At 68.0% G+C, this 15,825-nt stretch carries 18 protein-coding genes; 8 read left to right on the plus strand and 10 right to left on the minus strand.

What is annotated here, in order from left to right:
• Positions 1-131: 131 nt before the first annotated feature.
• Together trkA and C441_RS01040 are read right to left on the minus strand one after the other, a co-directional pair.
• On the minus strand, positions 132-1,469 hold the full coding sequence (gene trkA, locus C441_RS01035; RefSeq protein WP_004970959.1) for a Trk system potassium transporter TrkA: 1,338 nt from the start codon (positions 1,467-1,469) through the stop codon (positions 132-134).
• Between the two features lie 85 nt (positions 1,470-1,554).
• Positions 1,555-2,091: a type II toxin-antitoxin system RatA family toxin gene (locus tag C441_RS01040; protein WP_007273389.1), complete on the minus strand. Its 537-nt coding sequence runs from the start codon at positions 2,089-2,091 to the stop codon at positions 1,555-1,557.
• A 120-nt stretch (positions 2,092-2,211) separates the two neighbouring features.
• On the opposite strand from C441_RS01040, the gene C441_RS01045 reads away from it, so the two are divergent.
• From C441_RS01045 to coaBC, 3 genes are all read left to right on the plus strand, one after another.
• Positions 2,212-3,195, plus strand: coding sequence for a DUF7551 domain-containing protein (locus C441_RS01045; RefSeq protein ID WP_007273390.1), 984 nt, complete (start codon positions 2,212-2,214; stop codon positions 3,193-3,195).
• 92 nt (positions 3,196-3,287) lie between these two features.
• Positions 3,288-4,067, plus strand: a complete 780-nt coding sequence (locus C441_RS01050) for an FAD-dependent oxidoreductase (protein ID WP_007273391.1) — start codon at positions 3,288-3,290, stop codon at positions 4,065-4,067.
• A 96-nt stretch (positions 4,068-4,163) separates the two neighbouring features.
• Positions 4,164-5,324 carry a bifunctional phosphopantothenoylcysteine decarboxylase/phosphopantothenate--cysteine ligase CoaBC gene (gene coaBC / locus C441_RS01055; protein WP_007273392.1) on the plus strand — a complete coding sequence of 387 codons (1,161 nt, stop codon included), beginning with the start codon at positions 4,164-4,166 and terminating at the stop codon, positions 5,322-5,324.
• A gap of 15 nt (positions 5,325-5,339) precedes the next feature.
• On the opposite strand, the gene mnhG is transcribed toward coaBC, so the two are convergent.
• From mnhG to mbhE, 7 genes are read right to left on the minus strand one after another with little or no spacing between them, the layout of a single operon-like run.
• Positions 5,340-5,759 carry a monovalent cation/H(+) antiporter subunit G gene (gene mnhG, locus C441_RS01060; RefSeq protein WP_007273393.1) on the minus strand — a complete coding sequence of 140 codons (420 nt, stop codon included), beginning with the start codon at positions 5,757-5,759 and terminating at the stop codon, positions 5,340-5,342.
• The gene (locus C441_RS01065) at positions 5,756-6,049 is read right to left on the minus strand and encodes a monovalent cation/H+ antiporter complex subunit F (RefSeq protein ID WP_007273394.1); all 294 of its coding nucleotides are present in this window, start codon (positions 6,047-6,049) and stop codon (positions 5,756-5,758) included. The genes mnhG and C441_RS01065 overlap by 4 nt, the downstream gene beginning before the upstream one ends.
• Positions 6,042-6,644, minus strand: coding sequence for a Na+/H+ antiporter subunit E (locus C441_RS01070; protein ID WP_007273395.1), 603 nt, complete (start codon positions 6,642-6,644; stop codon positions 6,042-6,044). The genes C441_RS01065 and C441_RS01070 overlap by 8 nt, the downstream gene beginning before the upstream one ends.
• Entirely contained in the window at positions 6,644-8,341 is a 1,698-nt protein-coding gene (locus tag C441_RS01075; protein WP_007273396.1) for a Na+/H+ antiporter subunit D, read from the minus strand. Before C441_RS01075 ends, C441_RS01070 begins: the two co-directional genes overlap by 1 nt.
• Positions 8,338-8,679 (minus strand): sodium:proton antiporter, encoded by a 342-nt coding sequence (locus C441_RS01080; RefSeq protein WP_004970950.1) that lies wholly within the window; start codon positions 8,677-8,679, stop codon positions 8,338-8,340. Before C441_RS01080 ends, C441_RS01075 begins: the two co-directional genes overlap by 4 nt.
• A complete protein-coding gene (locus C441_RS01085; RefSeq protein WP_007273397.1) occupies positions 8,676-9,149 on the minus strand; it encodes an MnhB domain-containing protein in 474 nt (157 codons plus the stop codon). Before C441_RS01085 ends, C441_RS01080 begins: the two co-directional genes overlap by 4 nt.
• A complete protein-coding gene (mbhE, locus tag C441_RS01090) occupies positions 9,146-11,551 on the minus strand; it encodes a hydrogen gas-evolving membrane-bound hydrogenase subunit E (RefSeq protein WP_007273398.1) in 2,406 nt (801 codons plus the stop codon). Before mbhE ends, C441_RS01085 begins: the two co-directional genes overlap by 4 nt.
• 471 nt (positions 11,552-12,022) lie before the next feature.
• On the opposite strand from mbhE, the gene C441_RS01095 reads away from it, so the two are divergent.
• The 5 genes from C441_RS01095 (at position 12,023) to C441_RS01115 (ending at position 15,468) form a co-directional block, all read left to right on the plus strand.
• On the plus strand, positions 12,023-12,361 hold the full coding sequence (locus C441_RS01095) for a winged helix-turn-helix domain-containing protein (RefSeq protein ID WP_007273399.1): 339 nt from the start codon (positions 12,023-12,025) through the stop codon (positions 12,359-12,361).
• A 265-nt stretch (positions 12,362-12,626) separates the two neighbouring features.
• Positions 12,627-13,028, plus strand: coding sequence for a hypothetical protein (locus C441_RS01100; protein WP_049920358.1), 402 nt, complete (start codon positions 12,627-12,629; stop codon positions 13,026-13,028).
• Positions 13,029-13,195: 167 nt separating this feature from the next.
• The gene (gene hpt / locus C441_RS01105) at positions 13,196-13,762 is read left to right on the plus strand and encodes a hypoxanthine/guanine phosphoribosyltransferase (protein WP_004970945.1); all 567 of its coding nucleotides are present in this window, start codon (positions 13,196-13,198) and stop codon (positions 13,760-13,762) included.
• 105 nt (positions 13,763-13,867) lie between these two features.
• Positions 13,868-14,542, plus strand: coding sequence for a type 1 glutamine amidotransferase domain-containing protein (locus C441_RS01110; RefSeq protein ID WP_007273401.1), 675 nt, complete (start codon positions 13,868-13,870; stop codon positions 14,540-14,542).
• Between the two features lie 80 nt (positions 14,543-14,622).
• Positions 14,623-15,468 carry an HNH endonuclease gene (locus C441_RS01115; RefSeq protein ID WP_007273402.1) on the plus strand — a complete coding sequence of 282 codons (846 nt, stop codon included), beginning with the start codon at positions 14,623-14,625 and terminating at the stop codon, positions 15,466-15,468.
• Positions 15,469-15,477: 9 nt separating this feature from the next.
• On the opposite strand, the gene C441_RS01120 is transcribed toward C441_RS01115, so the two are convergent.
• Complete coding sequence (locus tag C441_RS01120; RefSeq protein ID WP_007273403.1) at positions 15,478-15,777, minus strand: transcriptional regulator; 300 nt, start codon at positions 15,775-15,777, stop codon at positions 15,478-15,480.
• Positions 15,778-15,825 lie beyond the last annotated feature (48 nt).

The following is a 15,825-nucleotide window of genomic DNA, read 5'->3' on the forward strand; positions in this document are numbered from 1 at the left end:
CCGAGCGCCGGGTTCTTCCGTGTTCGGGTTCGCAGTCGGGCGCGCGACAGCGTGACGCGGGGCGTTCGGCGGCCGAACGGAGTCGAGCGGAGTCGGACGGAGCTAACGGGACCGTGCGGCGGCCGCCCGGCTCACAGATTCGGGGCCACGTCGTCGATGACACAGCTATCGACGAAGACGACGACGTGGTCGCCGGGTTCGATGACGGTGTCGCCGCGGGGGGTGATGAACTCGCGGCGGCGGGTTATCGCGCCGATGACGACGCCCTCGGGGAGCGACGCGACCGACTCCCGAATCGGCTTGCCGGCGAGGACGCTGTCGGCGTCGACCTCGATTTCCAGCACCTCGGCCTTGTTCGACTCGATGAGCGCGACGTTCTCCGCGCCGCCCTCGCGGGTAAAGCGGGTTATCTCCTCTGCGACGACCTCGCGGGGGCTGACGCCAACGTCGACGCCGACGGCCTCGAACAGGTCCACGTACGGCGTGGTGTCGATGACGGCGACGGTGCGCTCGACGCCGAGCCGGGCGGCCAGAAGCGACACGAGCAGGTTCTTCTCGTCGGAGTCGAGCGCCGACACGAGCAGGTCGGCGTCGCCGATGTACTCGCGTTCGAGGAAGTCCACGTCGGTCGCGTCGCTCTCCATCACGATGGTCCCGGGGAGCATCTCCGCGAGCTCGCGGGCGCGTTCCGCGTCGTGCTCGATGAGTCTGGGCTTGAAGCCACGTTCTTCGAGCAGGCGGGCGACGTGGTAGCCGATTTCGCTCCCGCCGACGATGACGACCTCCTCGGCGGTGCCCGGTGGCTCGTCCGGCGAGACGGAGCTTGCGAACCCCTGAACGCTCTTGGGACTGCCGATGACGACGACGCGGTCGCCCGGCCCGATGACGGAGTCGCCGCGGGGAATCGTCACCTCGCCGTCGCGGAGGATGGCCGCGAACGTCAGCGAGTCGAAGCGGTCGGCCTCGCTCACGGTCTGGTTGGCGACGGGGCTCTCCTCGTCGACTTCGAACTCCGCCATCTGGACCTGCCCGCCGGCGAAGGGGTCCACGTCGCGCGCGGCGGGGAGGCCGACGACGCGGACGATGGACTCCGCGGCGAGCAGGTTCGTACAGACCATGAAGTCGATACCGAACGCCTTCTCGGAGCGTTGCCACGTCCGGAGGTACTCCGTGTTCTTGACGCGGGCGATAGTGAAGGCGTTCGAGATGGCCTTGGCGGTTGCGCAGGCGACGATGTTCGTCTCGTCGTCGTCGGTCGAGGCGATGACCATGTCGGCGCGCTCAACGCCGGCCTCTTCGAGCGTGTCCACGGACGTGCCGTCGCCGTGGAGCGCGAGCACGTCGAGCGAGTAGTTCAGTTCGTCGACGCGCTCGGGGTCGCAGTCGATGACGACGACCTCGTGGGTCTCGTCGAGGTCGGCCGCGATGGACGACCCGACCTGCCCGGCACCGATGATTATCACGCGCACCAGAGACCAGCCCCTGTCATACCCCTGTGTTGGTCCGCGGGCGCGTATGTGCATTTCCCTTCACGAATACACCGTGCATCGGCGGTCACGCCCCCGGTTTGGCGTGAATCGTCAGTTCCACGCGCCGCGGCCGTCCCTCGATGTCGGCGACGATGCGCTCGACGATGCGCTCCGCCTCCTTCTGGAGCACCGGCCGGAGCTTGTCGATGACCCACCCCAGCGAGACGAACCGCGGGAGGTCGATATCGCCGGCGGAGACGCTGTCCGGGTCGTACTCGACCTCGAAGAAGACGCGGCAGGCGGTGTCGGCGTCGGCGGGGGCCTCGGCCGGCAGGTCGTCGAGTTCCTCGACTCGCCAGCGGCCGACGGCGTGTACGTCCTTGGTGATGGTCCAGTCGATTCGCGCCGGCGGGGTGACGTCGGTCACCTTCGACTCGGCGGTGTAGGTGAGCTTCCACCACGAGAAGTACAGGGCGTACCGCGTCCCCGGCGACCCGTCGCCCGACTGTCGCACGTCCCGCAGGTGCTTCGAGTAGTCGGCGTACCGCGGGAAATCGACGAGGAACTCGTATATCTCCTCGGGCGGCAGGTAGACGACGGTGCTGACGGCTATCTCGTCCACGAGCGTCGAATGGGGTCGGCGGGACCAAAGCCTTGTGGGCCGCGTCGGGCCCGCCCGCGGTGCCGACCCGGCGTCGCAATCGCAACCTATAATCGGTCGGTGGGCCGACATACAGCCGAGATGGTGGGGGGGACGCTTCGGGACATCAGAGCCGAGATTCGGTCTCTGGCGCGTTCCGACGGCGACTACGCAGTTGTGTGCGGCCGCACGGGCGCTGAGCCCCCGGCCGCGACGGGCCAACGGTTCCCGGACCGGCGCGCCGCCGGGGAGGCCGCGGAACTGACGCGGGACTACCGGGCGGCGCTCCGGCGATACGACCCGAACATCCCGTACGACGACCCGCTCGTCTACGAGGTGGCCGAGGGGCCGCCGCGGGCGGCCACCGAGGCGTCGGACGACTACGCCCGCTACAGCGCGTTCTGCCACGACACCGCGGGCGCGCTGTTCGAGTCGCTGTCGGAACTCGGCTACAGAGAGGCCGAGACCGCCGCGATGGAGACGTACCTCACGCTGGCCGAGGTCGTCGGCGACCGCGACGACTTCTGTCTGACGCTGGTGTGGAGCCTGATGAGCGAACTGGACGTCCGCCTCTCGGCGGCCGAGCGGCGGGCGGTCGTCGAGGCGGCCGCGGACCTGTTTTCACCGACCGCGACGCCGAACCCCGTGGACGCGACGCTCCGACAGCTCGAAGCCGTCGGCTTCGTCGAGGGCTTTTCGGTGCGTCCGATTCCCGACGCCGAGGCGGCCGGCACGCGCGATGTCGACGCCGGGCCCGACGTTCGGACTGACGCCCGAAAGGACGCCCGGACCGACGGCGACGACAGCTCTCGGACGTGGGAACTCACCTTCGGCGACTACGCGCTCGCGGAGCGCACCGGCCGGATTCCGACGCTTCCGATTTCCGTGGCCCTCCTCCGCCGGACGCCGGAGCGAACCGTGCGCTTTCTCGACGGCGAGGCGCTCTCCAACGGCCGCTGGCGGCTCCGGCTCCGGATGTCGCCGAACGGCGAAGGCGGGCGAGAGCGCGGCCCAGCGGGGCTCGTCAGCGTCGAGGCAATCGAGAACCGCTGGCTCAACGACCCGAGCGCGTCGCTGGGCCGGTAGCGCACCCGGTTCGCCGAGCGCGAGACACGCGGGACTCGGCAGAGTTCGGCGACATCCGTACGGTTTTACTCGCCGCTGAGCTATCGCACGACATGAGCGAGACGACTCCACGAGACGCGCTCGTCGTCGGCGGCGGCGTCGCCGGCCTCACCGCCGCGACGTTCCTCGCGCGCGCCGACCTCGACACCTTCGTCGTCAACGAGGACGAACCAATCGTTCGCCGGAACGCCCACCTCGAAAACGTCCCCGGCTTCCCGGCGGGGGTCAACAGTCGGCTCTTTACCGACCTCCTCTCCGAACAGGCCGACCGGAGCGGCGCGGACCGACTGGCGGGCCGCGTGACCGACCTCGACGTGCTCGGCGACGACGACGAGCCGCTGTTCCGCGCGACCGTCGAGACCGACGACGGCGAGGAGCGTATCGAGGCGTCGCGGGTCGTCGCGGCGTCGTGGTCCGACGCGTCGTACCTCGAAGACACGGGCGTCGACCTCCGCGCCGCCGGGTCGAAGACGTATGTCGGCGTGGACGACCTCGGGCGGACCGCCGTCCCCGGCATCTACGCCGCGGGGCGACTGACCGAGATTTACCATCAGGCGGTCGTCGCCGCCGGCGACGCCGCGGAGACGGCCATCACGCTCGTCCACGACTCGGGGACGGCGTTCTACAACGACTGGGTCGCGCCGACCGGCTACTTCACCGACCGCGGCCGCGAGGTGCCGCCGGCCTGCGAGGAGATAGACGCCGACGAGCGCGACCGCCGCGAGAACGAGTCCCGCGAGGTCATGCGCGAGTTCTTCGCCGAGCCGCACGACGAACCCCAGCGCACCCACCCGAGCCTCGTCGACGACGAACTCGGGCGACTCGACGAGTAACCGACCCGACCACACCGCGGGCGGGCCACCTCGTGGTCCTGCGCTCGCCCGCGGACGCGAATCCTTTTAGCGGGTAGCGGGCGCAGAGGCGAGTGAATGCTCGAAGGTGTGAACGTCGCGCTCGGGGTGACGGGAAGTATCGCGGCCGTGAAAGTCGTCGAGTTGGCGCACGAACTCCGCCGCCGGGGCGCGTCGGTCCGCGCGGTGATGACCGACGCCGCGACGGGAATCATCCACCCGTGGGCGGTCGAGTTCGCCACCGACGACGACGTGGTGACCGAAATAACCGGCCGCGTCGAACACGTCGAGCTCTGCGGCCGCGACGGCTGGGCAGACGTGTTCCTCGTCGCGCCCGCGACGGCCAACACGGTCGGCAAGATAGCCGCCGCCATCGACGACTCCCCGGTGACGACCACCGCGACCACCGCCCTCGGCGCGGGCGTCCCGGTCGTCGTCGCGCCCGCGATGCACGAACCCATGTACGACCATCCCGGCGTCCTCGACGCCATCGAGCGGGTGCGGTCGTGGGGCGTCGAGTTCGTCGACCCGCGAATCGAGGAGGGGAAGGCGAAACTCGCCACCGAGGAGGCCATCGTCACCGGCGTGGCGAAAGCGACGACCGAACAGACCCTCGCCGGGAAGTCGGTCGTCGTCACCGCCGGCGCGACGACCGAGTCAATCGACCCCATCCGCACCCTCTCGAACCGCGCCTCCGGTCGCACGGGCCGCGCCGTCGCCCGCGCGCTCGCCGTCCGCGGCGCGGACGTGACGCTCGTCCACGACGGCGACGACGTGCACTACGCCGACGCGCTCGCCGTCGAGTCGGCCGCCGAGATGCTGGAGGCCGTCGAGGCCGCGGTCGACGCCGACGCCGACGCGCTCGTCTCGGCGGCCGCCATCTCCGATTTCACTGTCGAGGCGGCCGACGAGAAGATTCGCTCCGGCGAGGCGCGCACGCTCGACCTCGAACCCGCGCCGAAGCTCATCGACGCCGTCCGCGAGTCGCACCCCGACCTCACCATCGTCGGCTTCAAGGCCGAGACGACCGGCGACGACGAGGCGATGGTCGGCGAGGCCCGCCGCATCATGGACCGCGTCGGCCTCTCCTTCGTCGTCGCCAACGACGCCTCCGTGATGGGTGCCGACGAGACCCGCGCGCTCGTCGTCCGCGCCGACGAGGCGAGCGAGTACGTCGGGTCGAAAGACGGACTCGGCGCTCGCGTCGCTGTCGAACTGGCCGGCGAGTTCGAAAAATAGCCCCTCGGTGGGTCGTCAGTCGTCGCCGTTCGCGGCGTCGGCGTCGGTGCCGTCCGCACCGTCGGCGTCGCCCGGCGCGGCGTCCTGTCTGGGCCACGTGACCCCGTCGAGGAACGGGACGCCCATGCGCTGGGCGGCCTGCGAAATCATGTGCGCGCCCGTCGGCGCGGTGAGGAACAGGAACAACACCGTGACGAGCGCCATCAGTCCGTCGCCGTTGGGCAGGTAGTACACTGTCGCGGCGAGCGCGATGGAGGCCGCCCCCAGCGTGGTCGCCTTCGAGGTGGCGTGCATCCGGTTGTAGACGTTGGGGAACCGGAGCAGGCCGATGGTCCCGACGACGAGGAAGAAGCTCCCCAAGAGCGTCAGGAGGATGACGAGCGCCGCGCGAACGGGACCGGCCGTCGCGGCGGCCGCGGTCTCTGCGGCGGTCATTCGATGATGTCCCCCTCCGTGACGTACCGAGCCACGGTAATCGTGCTGATGAAGCCGATGATGGCGAGCACGAGGCTCACGCCGACGAAGTAGCCCTGTTGGCTCCAGATGGCGTACAGCGCCGCGATGGCGACGACGTTCGTCCCGATGGTGTCGAGCGCGACGACGCGGTCGGGCACCGTCGGCCCGCGGATGACGCGGTAGCTCACGAGGAGCGTCAGCCCCGCGGCGAGCGCGAGGCCGGCGAAGAGGACGGTGTCCATCCACGCGAGGTACGTGGGCTCAGCCATGTTGCTCACCTCCCGGTGCGGCGGCGGGCGCGTCGCCGCCGTCCGCGGGGCGAACCCCGGCCTGCGGCGCGGGGTCGCCCGGTTTCAGTTCCTCGTCGAAGATGACGAGCGCGTAGTCCTCCCAGCGGCGGATGGGTTCGAGGATGCCGTCGGGGTCGCTCCCGTCGATGCTGTGCACGTACAGCGAGTTGGTTTCGTCGTCGTAGTCCATGGTCAGCGTCCCCGGAGTGAGGGTGATACTGTTCGCGATAGTCGTGATGGCGAGCGGCGTCCGCACGCGGAGCGGCACCTCGACCACGGCGGGGTCGATTGGCATCGACGGCGACAGCGTCCGCACCGCCACGTCGACGTTGGCCGTGAGGAGTTCCCAGAGGAACGTCGCGAGGTACAGCGCCGCGTAGGGCGCGACGCGGAGGCTCCGCGCGATGGGCGCTTCGTCGCCGTAGAACCGCCGGAAGAAGAAGGCGATGCCCATCCCGACGCCGAGGCCGATGACGAACTCCTCCAGCAGGCGCTGGGGAGTCAGTTCGACGCCCCGGACGAACAGCCAGAGGACGGCCATGACGAGCCCCGAGACCGGCCAGCGGCGGCTCATCAGTGGCCACCCCCGCCGGATTCGAGGCCGACGCCCGGACCGTGCATCACGGCGTCGACGTAGCCGTTCGTGTCGAGGGCGGCGTGGGCCGCGGCGTCCGCGGCACCGAACAGCGCCTCGAAGCCGATACCGAAGCCGATGGCGGCGACGGCGAGCGCGACGACGACGGTCACCTGCGCGGTGAGTTCGAGCCGTTTGAGGCCGTCGTCACCGCCGTCGGTCATCGCCACGTCGCCCGTGCCGACGGCCCAGCGCTCGGGGAGCGCGGCGTCGACGAGGTCGCTCGGGCGACCCCAGAACACCGCGTTCCACGCGCGGGTGTAGTAGGCGATAGTCAAGATAGCGCCGGCGAGCGCGACGGCGAGCGCGAGTCCCGCGCCGGCCGCGCCCGCGGCGAACGCCTCCGCGGCCGCCTGGAAGACGAGGTACTTCCCGAAGAAGCCCGAAAGCGGCGGGACGCCGATGAGCGTCAGCGCGCCGAGCAGGAAGCCCGCCGCGAGCACCGGCGCTCTGTCGGCGAGGCCGCCGAGGTCGGAGAGCCGGTCGCTACCGACGGCGTCTTTGAGCGTGCCGCTCGCGAGGAAAAGCAGGCTCTTGGCGATGCCGTGGTTGAACGCGTAGACCAGCGCGGCGGTCACGCCGAGCGCCCGAACCGCCTCGGACGGCGCGGTCGCGGCCACCGCCAGCGGGAGGACGATAAAGCCCACCTGACTGATAGAAGAGTACGCGAGGATGCCGTCCACGTCGTCGCGGCCGACGGCGCCGATGCCGCCGAGGACGATGCTGACCGCGGCCATGGCGAACATGACCGGGCCGAAGAAGCCGAGGAACGAGTCCCCGGTGATGCCGAGGAAGCCGATGTCGATGGACGCCGCGGCGAAGACGGTGAAGTAGAGCCGAACGATGGCGTAGACCCCGACCTTCTTCACGACGCCGGCGAGCATCGCGGTCACCGGCGACGGCGCGGCGCGGTAGGCCGCGGGCACCCAGAACTGGAAGGGCGCGAGGCCGGCCTTCAGCGCGAACACCGAGAACAGCACCGCCGACAGGCCGAGCGTCGGCAGGAGTGCGATGTCGTAGGCGGCCGGTTCGGCCAGTCGCCGGGCGATGTCGGCCATGTTGAGCGTCCCGGTCGTGCTGTAGAGACCGCCGATGGCGACGAGCATCACCGCGCTCCCGATGAGGTTGAGCACGACGTAGTTGAGCGCCGCGCGGGTGTGCTCGCGGCCGGAGTAAAACAGCACGAGGATGTAGCTCGACATGAGCATCACCTCGAACCAGACGAACAGGTTGAAGATGTCGCCGGTGAGGAACGAGCCGGTGACGCCGACCACCATGAAGTGGAACAGCGTGTGATAGCTGAGGCGCTGGCCGAACGAGCCGACCGACGCGACGGAGTAGCCGAGCGTCAGGAGCGACACGAAGCCGGTGAGCGCCAGCATGAACACCGACAGGGCGTCGGCGACGAGCGTGATGCCGAACGGCGCGGCCCAGTTGGACACCTGATAGACGAGCGTGGTCGACTCGCCGCCGAGCGGCAGGATCACGGCGTCGAACAGGGCGGCGACGGCGACGAGGTAGGCGACGCCGCCGAGCAGGCTGACCGTCCGTTGGAGTATGTCGCTCGGGCGCGTGAGAAGCGTCAAGATCGCCGTCACGAGCGCCACGAGGAGCGGTGCGATGACGAGCGTGCTCATCTGCTCCCTCCGAGTTCGTACATGTCGATCGTTCCGTGTTCCTCGTACACCCGGTAGGTCAAGACGAGCGCGAGCGCGGTCGTCCCGAAGCCGATGACGATGGCGGTGAGGACGAGCGCCTGCACGATGGGGTCCGAGGGTGCGGGACCGCTCGCGCCGTGGCCCGAGAGGATGGGCGCGAGCCCGTCGAACCCACCCATGGTGACGAGGTAGACGTTGGCCGATTGGCTGATGATGCTGATACCCCAGACGACGCGAACCACGTCGCGCCGGAGCACGAGGTACGTGCCGATGCTGAACAGGACGCCGAGCGTGGCGGCGAGGAAGAACTGAATCATTCGTTACCGACCTCCGCGACGATGGTGAGCAGGCCGCCGACGACGGCGAAGAAGACGCCGAGGTCGAAGGCGAACGCGCTCGCGACCTCGAGTTCGCCGTAGAGGGGCAGGTGCTCCAAGAAGAGCACGCCCTGGGTCAGGAACGGCGCGCCGAACGCGAGCGGGGCGAGGCTGGACGCCACGGCGATTGCGAGGCCGAGCGAGGCCATCCAGCGGTAGGTCTCGACGAGCCGGTGTCGCTCCGAGCCGTCGGGTTTGATGGCGAGAATCTCGCGCTGGATGAACTCCAGCCCGAAGATGATGTAGACGAGCGCGAAGGCGGCGGCCGCGAGGACGGCCCCGATGAAGCCGCCGCCGGGGAGGTTGTGCCCGCGGAACAACAGCGCGATGGCCGTCACCAGGATGATGGGGACGACGATGCGCGCGACGGTCCGCGAGATGACGGTCGTCCGGCCGGACGAGCCGTTCATTGGGTCTCACCCCGCGTTCGCATGCGAATCAGCGTCAGGATGGCGATCGACGCCATCACGACGACCGAAATCTCGCCCATGGTGTCGATTCCACGGAAGTCGACGAGGATGACGTTGACGACGTTCGACCCGCCGCCGTAGTCCGCGAAAAAGGGCCCGTGTTCCGCCGGAACGCCCGCCCGCGCCACGATGAACTCCCGGAGGAGTGGGTCGGGCGAGGCGTTCGTCGACAGCAACACGGTGAGGAACACCGTGCCGCCGACGGCGAGCGATAGCAGGCCGTCGCGGACGGAGACGAGTCGGTCCGGCGCGTCGCCGTAGAACGCCGGCAGGCGGTCCAAGACGAGCAGGAAGATGACCAACACCAGCGTCTCGACGACCAACTGGGTCAGCGCGAGGTCGGGCGCGTCCGCGAGGATGTAGAAGATGGCGACCATGAAGCCGACGATAGACAGCGTCAGGACGCCGGCCACGTGCGACGGCGCGATGTCGACCGCGAACGCGGCGACGAGCGCGACGAGGAGCACGAGCACGATGGGTATCGACACGCTGAGTCCGTCGAAGCCGGGGAGAGAGACGCCGGCGGCCGCGTAGCCGCCGAGCGCGAGCGCGACGAAGCCGAAGAGGCCCCACGTCGTGTAGGTGCGCAGGAGGCCGGTCTGAATCTTCGGCGTGACGGCGACGCTCGTCGTCGTCAGCCCCTCGACGAAGTTATCGTACCACCAGTTCGCGCGGACGGGGCCGCGCAGGACCGCGTTGATGGCGTCGTGGATGCGGTCGTAGAACGGGAAAGCGGCCGCGCCGACGACGATGGTGACGATACTCATAATCACGTACGGGGTCAGTTCGGTCGGGAAGTGGACCGAAAACGAGTGCGCCTCGCCGGGGACGACGCTCCCGTACACGTCGCCGATGAGCCCCTCGATGAAGAGGTTCGGCTGGGCGGAGATGGCGAGGACGAGCGCGCCGAGAATCGCCGGCGGAACGAGCATGGCCACCGGCGGGCGGTGGACGTGGCCCAGTCCGTCGGGTTCGTCGCCGAAGAACAGCGAGGCGAACTTGATGGAGTAGAGGAACGTGAAGACGCTCCCGAACACCGCGACGACCGGGAAGACCCACGCGACGCCGCCCATGTGCTCGGCGGCGTAGTACGTCGACTCGAACAGCAGTTCCTTCGAGTAGAAGCCGTTGAACGGCGGGAAGCCGGCCATCGACAGCGACGCGACGGCCGCGATGACGGCCGTCACGGGCAGGTGTTTTCTGAGCCCGCCGAGACGGTCTATCTTCCGCGTCCCGGCCTCGTGGGCGATGATGCCCGCGACCATGAACAGCGCGGCCTTGAAGCTCGCGTGGTTCAGGATGTGGAACGCGCCGGCCTCCGCGCCGTAGCTGTTGGCGAAGCCGAAGGCGGCGATGATGAGGCCGAGGTGCGAGGCCGTCGAGTACGCGAGCAGTTCCTTGATGTCGGTCGCGCTCACCGCGAGCATGGCCGCGACGGTCATCGTCAGCAGGCCGAGCACGGCGAAGACGAGCGTCCACTCGCCGAGGACCGCCGCGTCCTCGGGGAGGAAAAGCGGGCGGAATCGGCCGACGAGGTAGACGCCGGCTTTGACCATCGTCGCGGAGTGGAGGAACGCCGAGACCGGCGTCGGAGCCTCCATCGCGTTGGGAAGCCACACGTGGAACGGGACCTGCGCGGACTTCGTCGCCGCGCCGAGGCCGACGAGGACGAGCACGGGGACGAGCAGACCGGAGGCCGTCAGGACCTCGCGAATCGCGTCCGCGTGTTCGACCAGAAGCGGGATGCTGTAGGTCGTCCCCTCGATGGTTCCCGTCTGGCCGGACGCCCAGACGAGAAGCAGGAAGCCGACCAGCATGAACAGGCCGCCGGAGACGGTGATGAGCATCGACTTCCGGGCGGCGTACTGGGAGGCCTCCTCGCCGGTGTAGTGGCCGATGAGGATGAACGACGAGAGGCTCGTCAGCTCCCAGAAGACGAACAGGGCGACGAGGTCGCCCGCGAGGGCGACGCCGAGCATCGAGCCCATGAACGCCAACAGGGTCGCGTAGTATTTCGCCTGGCCCGGTTCGCCGTGCATGTATCCTCCGGAGTACGTGAGGATGAGCACGCCGACCCCGCTGGCGAGGAAGGCGATGAGAAGCGCCAACCCGTCTACGTGAAACGCCAGCGAGACTCCGAGCGAGGGAATCCAATCGAACGACACGGTTCCGTGCGCCCCCGCGAGATACTGGTCCGTCACGAGGCCGAGCGTGACCAGCGCGACGGCGGCCGCGAAGTACGCCGTGCGCTCACCCAAGATCCGGTAGACTACCGGGGTGAACGCCGCGGCGAGAAACGGCAAGAAGACGACCGCGAGGACGACTTCCGGTGTGGGTTGCACGGGGGAAATTGCGGGAAGCGCCGACTTAGGTGTTGTCAAACCCGTTGGCTATTCGGCACCGAAATGTGACGGTCGGTCGATTTCTTCGGCGTTTTTCTGAGCTTCATGATTTCCACGGGAGGGCGAAATTTATATCCTCAGACGACCATACTACGTCTTAGAGTACATTCAGCCGTTCGAGAATATTTGTCGCGCCGGCGGGTGATTCGTCCGCGCGCGACTCGGTCGGCGCTGTGCTCGCGCGTCGCGGCGGTCGTCTCACCGACGAACGTCGCGACTCCACCGCGTCGTCTGTGAGGGAGGCGGTCCCGCTGTCAGCCGTCTTCGTCCGCACGCGAGGTGTCCAATTGTCATAGTGTTACTGGAGTCCCCCGATTCGGCCCTCTGGTACCCCGCTTGCCCGCGCTGAAGGCGGTCACTGCCGCAGGGGCGCAACTACTTTATACGCTCATTCGGAGGCTTTCATCAGAGATGGACGGACGTGCGTCGAGCGACGAACTCCTCGATATACTCGGAGACACCGAGTCCAGGGCACTGCTCGTGGCGCTCCGCCGTGAGTCCCGCACTGCCAAGGAGCTCGGTGAGACGCTCGACCTCTCGCTTCCGACCGTGTACCGACGGCTCGACCGGCTGTGCGAGTGCGGGCTCGTCAGTTCGGCGACCGAGGTCCGCGACGACGGCACGCACCGCCGCCGCTACGACTGCGACTTCGACGAGACGGTCGTCTCGCTTTCTACCGAGGGGTTCCGGACCGAGGTCCGCTCGACCCCCACGTTATCGAGCGAGCGAGCCGAGACCGGAACCGACTGACGACCGACCGTCCGCGTCCGTGGCTGTCGCGTCCGTTGCGGCCCGTCGAGCCTCGCTTCGCTGTCGTGTCTCTCAGCGTATCGGGTGCTAAACGGCGTCTCACCCGGACTGAGAACCGGTTTTTCAGCGAGAGAAACTACACCTCTACATTTATAGCGACAACTGACAATCTGAGATTCATGATACGTCCAGGCGCGCGCTCCGGGCAGGGAGACGCGCAGCGTCAGGGCAGGGGGGGAAACGAATGATAATCGACCCGTCACGGATGGCATCCGTCAACGGACCGGGACCAGACAGCGAAGTCGCGATGGACGCGCTCCGGGGGACTGCGAAGGGGGCAGTCTCGCTGGTCGCCGTCTACGGTGCGACGGCGTTCGACCTGTTCCACGTCGGCGAGACCGTCCGAGAGGACTTTCGGAGCCGAGACGAACTCGTGGCGCACCTGAGTTCGCTCGCCGAGGAGACTCGGCGCGAGTTCATGGAACGCGGGCTGTTCTCCGGGCTGAGCCCGGTGCAAAACAGCGTCGAGTACCGCTTCGAGGAACGCGACGGTTACGGCGTGTTGCAGGTCTACTGCGGCGGCCGCGGCATGTTGCTTTTCGTCGAACCCGACGAGAACGTCGAGCCGCTCGTGAAGACCGCGTCACAGCTTCTCGGCGGGATGTAACCGCCGCTCCGGAGCGCCGCGCTCCGGACCGAGAATCAGGGTCGGACCGAGAGCGGTCGCGCTCGTCGCCGTCCCCTCCACGAGAGGCGATACCGCACGGCGTGGGTCAGCGTGTCCGAGAGCCTTCGAACCGCCACATTTTATGCCTAACCGGGGAAACGAGCGCCATGGACCAGTTGCGGCAGTCCCTTCTCGACGCGCCGATCATCGAAAAAGGAGACTACGAGTACTTCGTTCATCCCATCAGCGACGGCGTTCCGATGCTGAAGCCGGGGCTCCTCCGCGAGATCGTCATCAAGATAATCCGCAAGGCGAACCTCGAAAACGTCGACAAAATCGTCACGCCCGCGGCGATGGGCATCCACATCTCGACGGCCGTCTCGCTGATGACGGACATCCCGCTCGTCGTCATCCGCAAGCGCGAGTACGGCCTCGACGGCGAGGTGTCGCTCCACCAGCAGACGGGCTACTCCGAGGGCGACATGTTCATCAACGACGTCAACGAGGGCGACCGCGTGCTCGTCCTCGACGACGTGCTCTCGACCGGCGGCACGATGAAGGCCGTTCTCGACGCCCTCGACCACATCGGCGCGGACGTCGTCGACACCGTCGCCATCATCAAGAAGGCCGGCCCGAACGAGCTCGACGACTCCGAACACCACGTCAAGACGCTCATCAACGTGACCGTCGAAGACGGTGAAGTCGTCATCGTCGACGAGCACGGCGACGACTGACCCGACACGACACCGACGCGGCCGCGGCGTCACAGCCGCGTCGCCTTCTCTCGCGGATTTCCGCCTCCGCGGGGCCTTTTTGTGACCGGTCCGTACCCGGGAGCGATGACATCGGCGCTTTTCATCGTCAGCGAAGACGGTTACTGGGGCGAAGAGTGCATCGAGCCGCTTACGAGCTTGACCGACGCCGGCGTCGACGTGACCGTTGCGACGCCGACCGGCGGCGCGCCGGTCGTCGACGAGCGCTCTGTCGACCCCGAGGAGGTCGGCGAGGAACTCGCCGAGCGCGTCGTCGAGGTCCACGAGAACGACGAGCGACTGCAGAATCCGGAGCCGATTGCACGGGTCGACGCCGACGAGTACGACGCCGTGGTGTTCCCCGGCGGCCACGGGACCGCGTGGGACGTCAATCAGGACCGACACGCCCGGCAGGCGCTCCTGCAGGCGGTCGCCGGCGACGACTCGAAGGCGCTCGTCGTCTGCCACGCGGTCGGCATCCTCGGGTTCACCCGCGAGGCCGACGGCTCGTTCCTCGTCGAGGGCCGCGAGGTCACCGGCTTCCCCAACGAGTGGGAAGAGGGCATCGTCGACGACGACGACCTGATGCCGGACGGCCGGAAGCTTCCCTACTGGGTCGAAGACGAGGTGAAGGCCGCCGGCGGCGTCTGGGACGCCGAACTCGACAGCGACACCAGCGTCACCGTCGACGGCGACCTCATCACCGCGCGCGGCCCCGGCTCGTCGGCCGCGGCGGCCCAGACGCTCTTGGACGAACTGTAAGACGCGAACTAGTCGGTCCCATCGGGGCGGCATCCCCGCGCAGGAGAACGTTTTTTCGTCGGTCGGTCGTCCGAACTGGTGTGGAACTCGCAACGCTCTCGCTCGAACCCGGTGAACGGTTGAGCGGGTCAGAACTCAACTCGCGGTTCGACCGCGGAATGACGGGACGGGGCATCGAAATCTGTTACGACGACGACGACCAACGATATCTCCGTCTCTTTTCGAGCGACACCGGGCCGTACGGCGACGACGTGACCGGCGGCGAGTTCACGTACATCGGAGAGGGACGGACCGGTGACCAGACGCTCACCGGCGGAAACAAGTTTCTCGCGCGGGCGAAACACCACCCGTTACCGATATTCTTCTTCCACCGAAAATCGGGTGAAGCCGACTGGGTGTACCAAGGTCAAGTCGAAGTCGTCGATTACGCGTGCGGCCCGTTCGAAGGCGACGACAGGGACGTCTATCGATTCGTGCTCCGCCGCCGTCACGAAACGCGGGAGCGAGTCGATGAGGAGGAAGCCGCGACAGACCTCGCGCCCGCGGAACGCACCGAGACGACGCGGAGCCGAATCATTCGGAACACGGCGCTCGCGACCGAGTTGAAAGCGCGGTACTCCCACACGTGCCAAGTCTGTGGAGAGCGCCGTCGCCGGGGGGTTCACGACGGGTACGCCGAAGCGCATCACCTCAGACCGCTCGGTCGACCTCACGACGGTCCGGACGTCGAGGCGAACCTCCTCGTCCTCTGTCCCGACCACCACGCGGACTTCGACTACGGCATGATTGCGGTCGACCCCGAGACGCACACCATCTCCCACGCCTACGAGCGCGAGTTAGACGGCGATTCGCTCTCTGTCCGCGAGGACCACGACCTCGGTTCCGCGTTTCTCGACTACCACAACCGAACCATCGCGTCGTTTTGACCGGTCTCGTTATTCGATTTTGAACACGGCCTCTTCGATGCCCTCGCTTCGGCACTCCGGACACCGCGAGGGGTAGTTCACGGGGTCGTCGAAGGCGTTGAACCCGCAGTGTTTGCACTCCGGCGGCGCGACGAGGAACTGCTCGCCTTCTTCCCCGTGGACCGTTCGGGCGACGTGTTGGAGGTGGCCGTACACCGACGACACCGAGACGCCGACGCTCGCCGAGAGTTCGGAGGCCGTCGCGGGGTCGTCGCGGAGGGCGTCGGCGATGCGCTGGCGGGCCGTCGTGTCGGACTCCCGGGCTGTCATATCGCTGGGTTGGGAGCCGAAGGGAAAATCCCTTGCGCCGCCGCCCGC

It is taken from the genome of Haloferax sulfurifontis ATCC BAA-897 (genome assembly GCF_000337835.1).
In the GTDB taxonomy this organism is placed as follows: Archaea; Halobacteriota; Halobacteria; order Halobacteriales; family Haloferacaceae; genus Haloferax; species Haloferax denitrificans.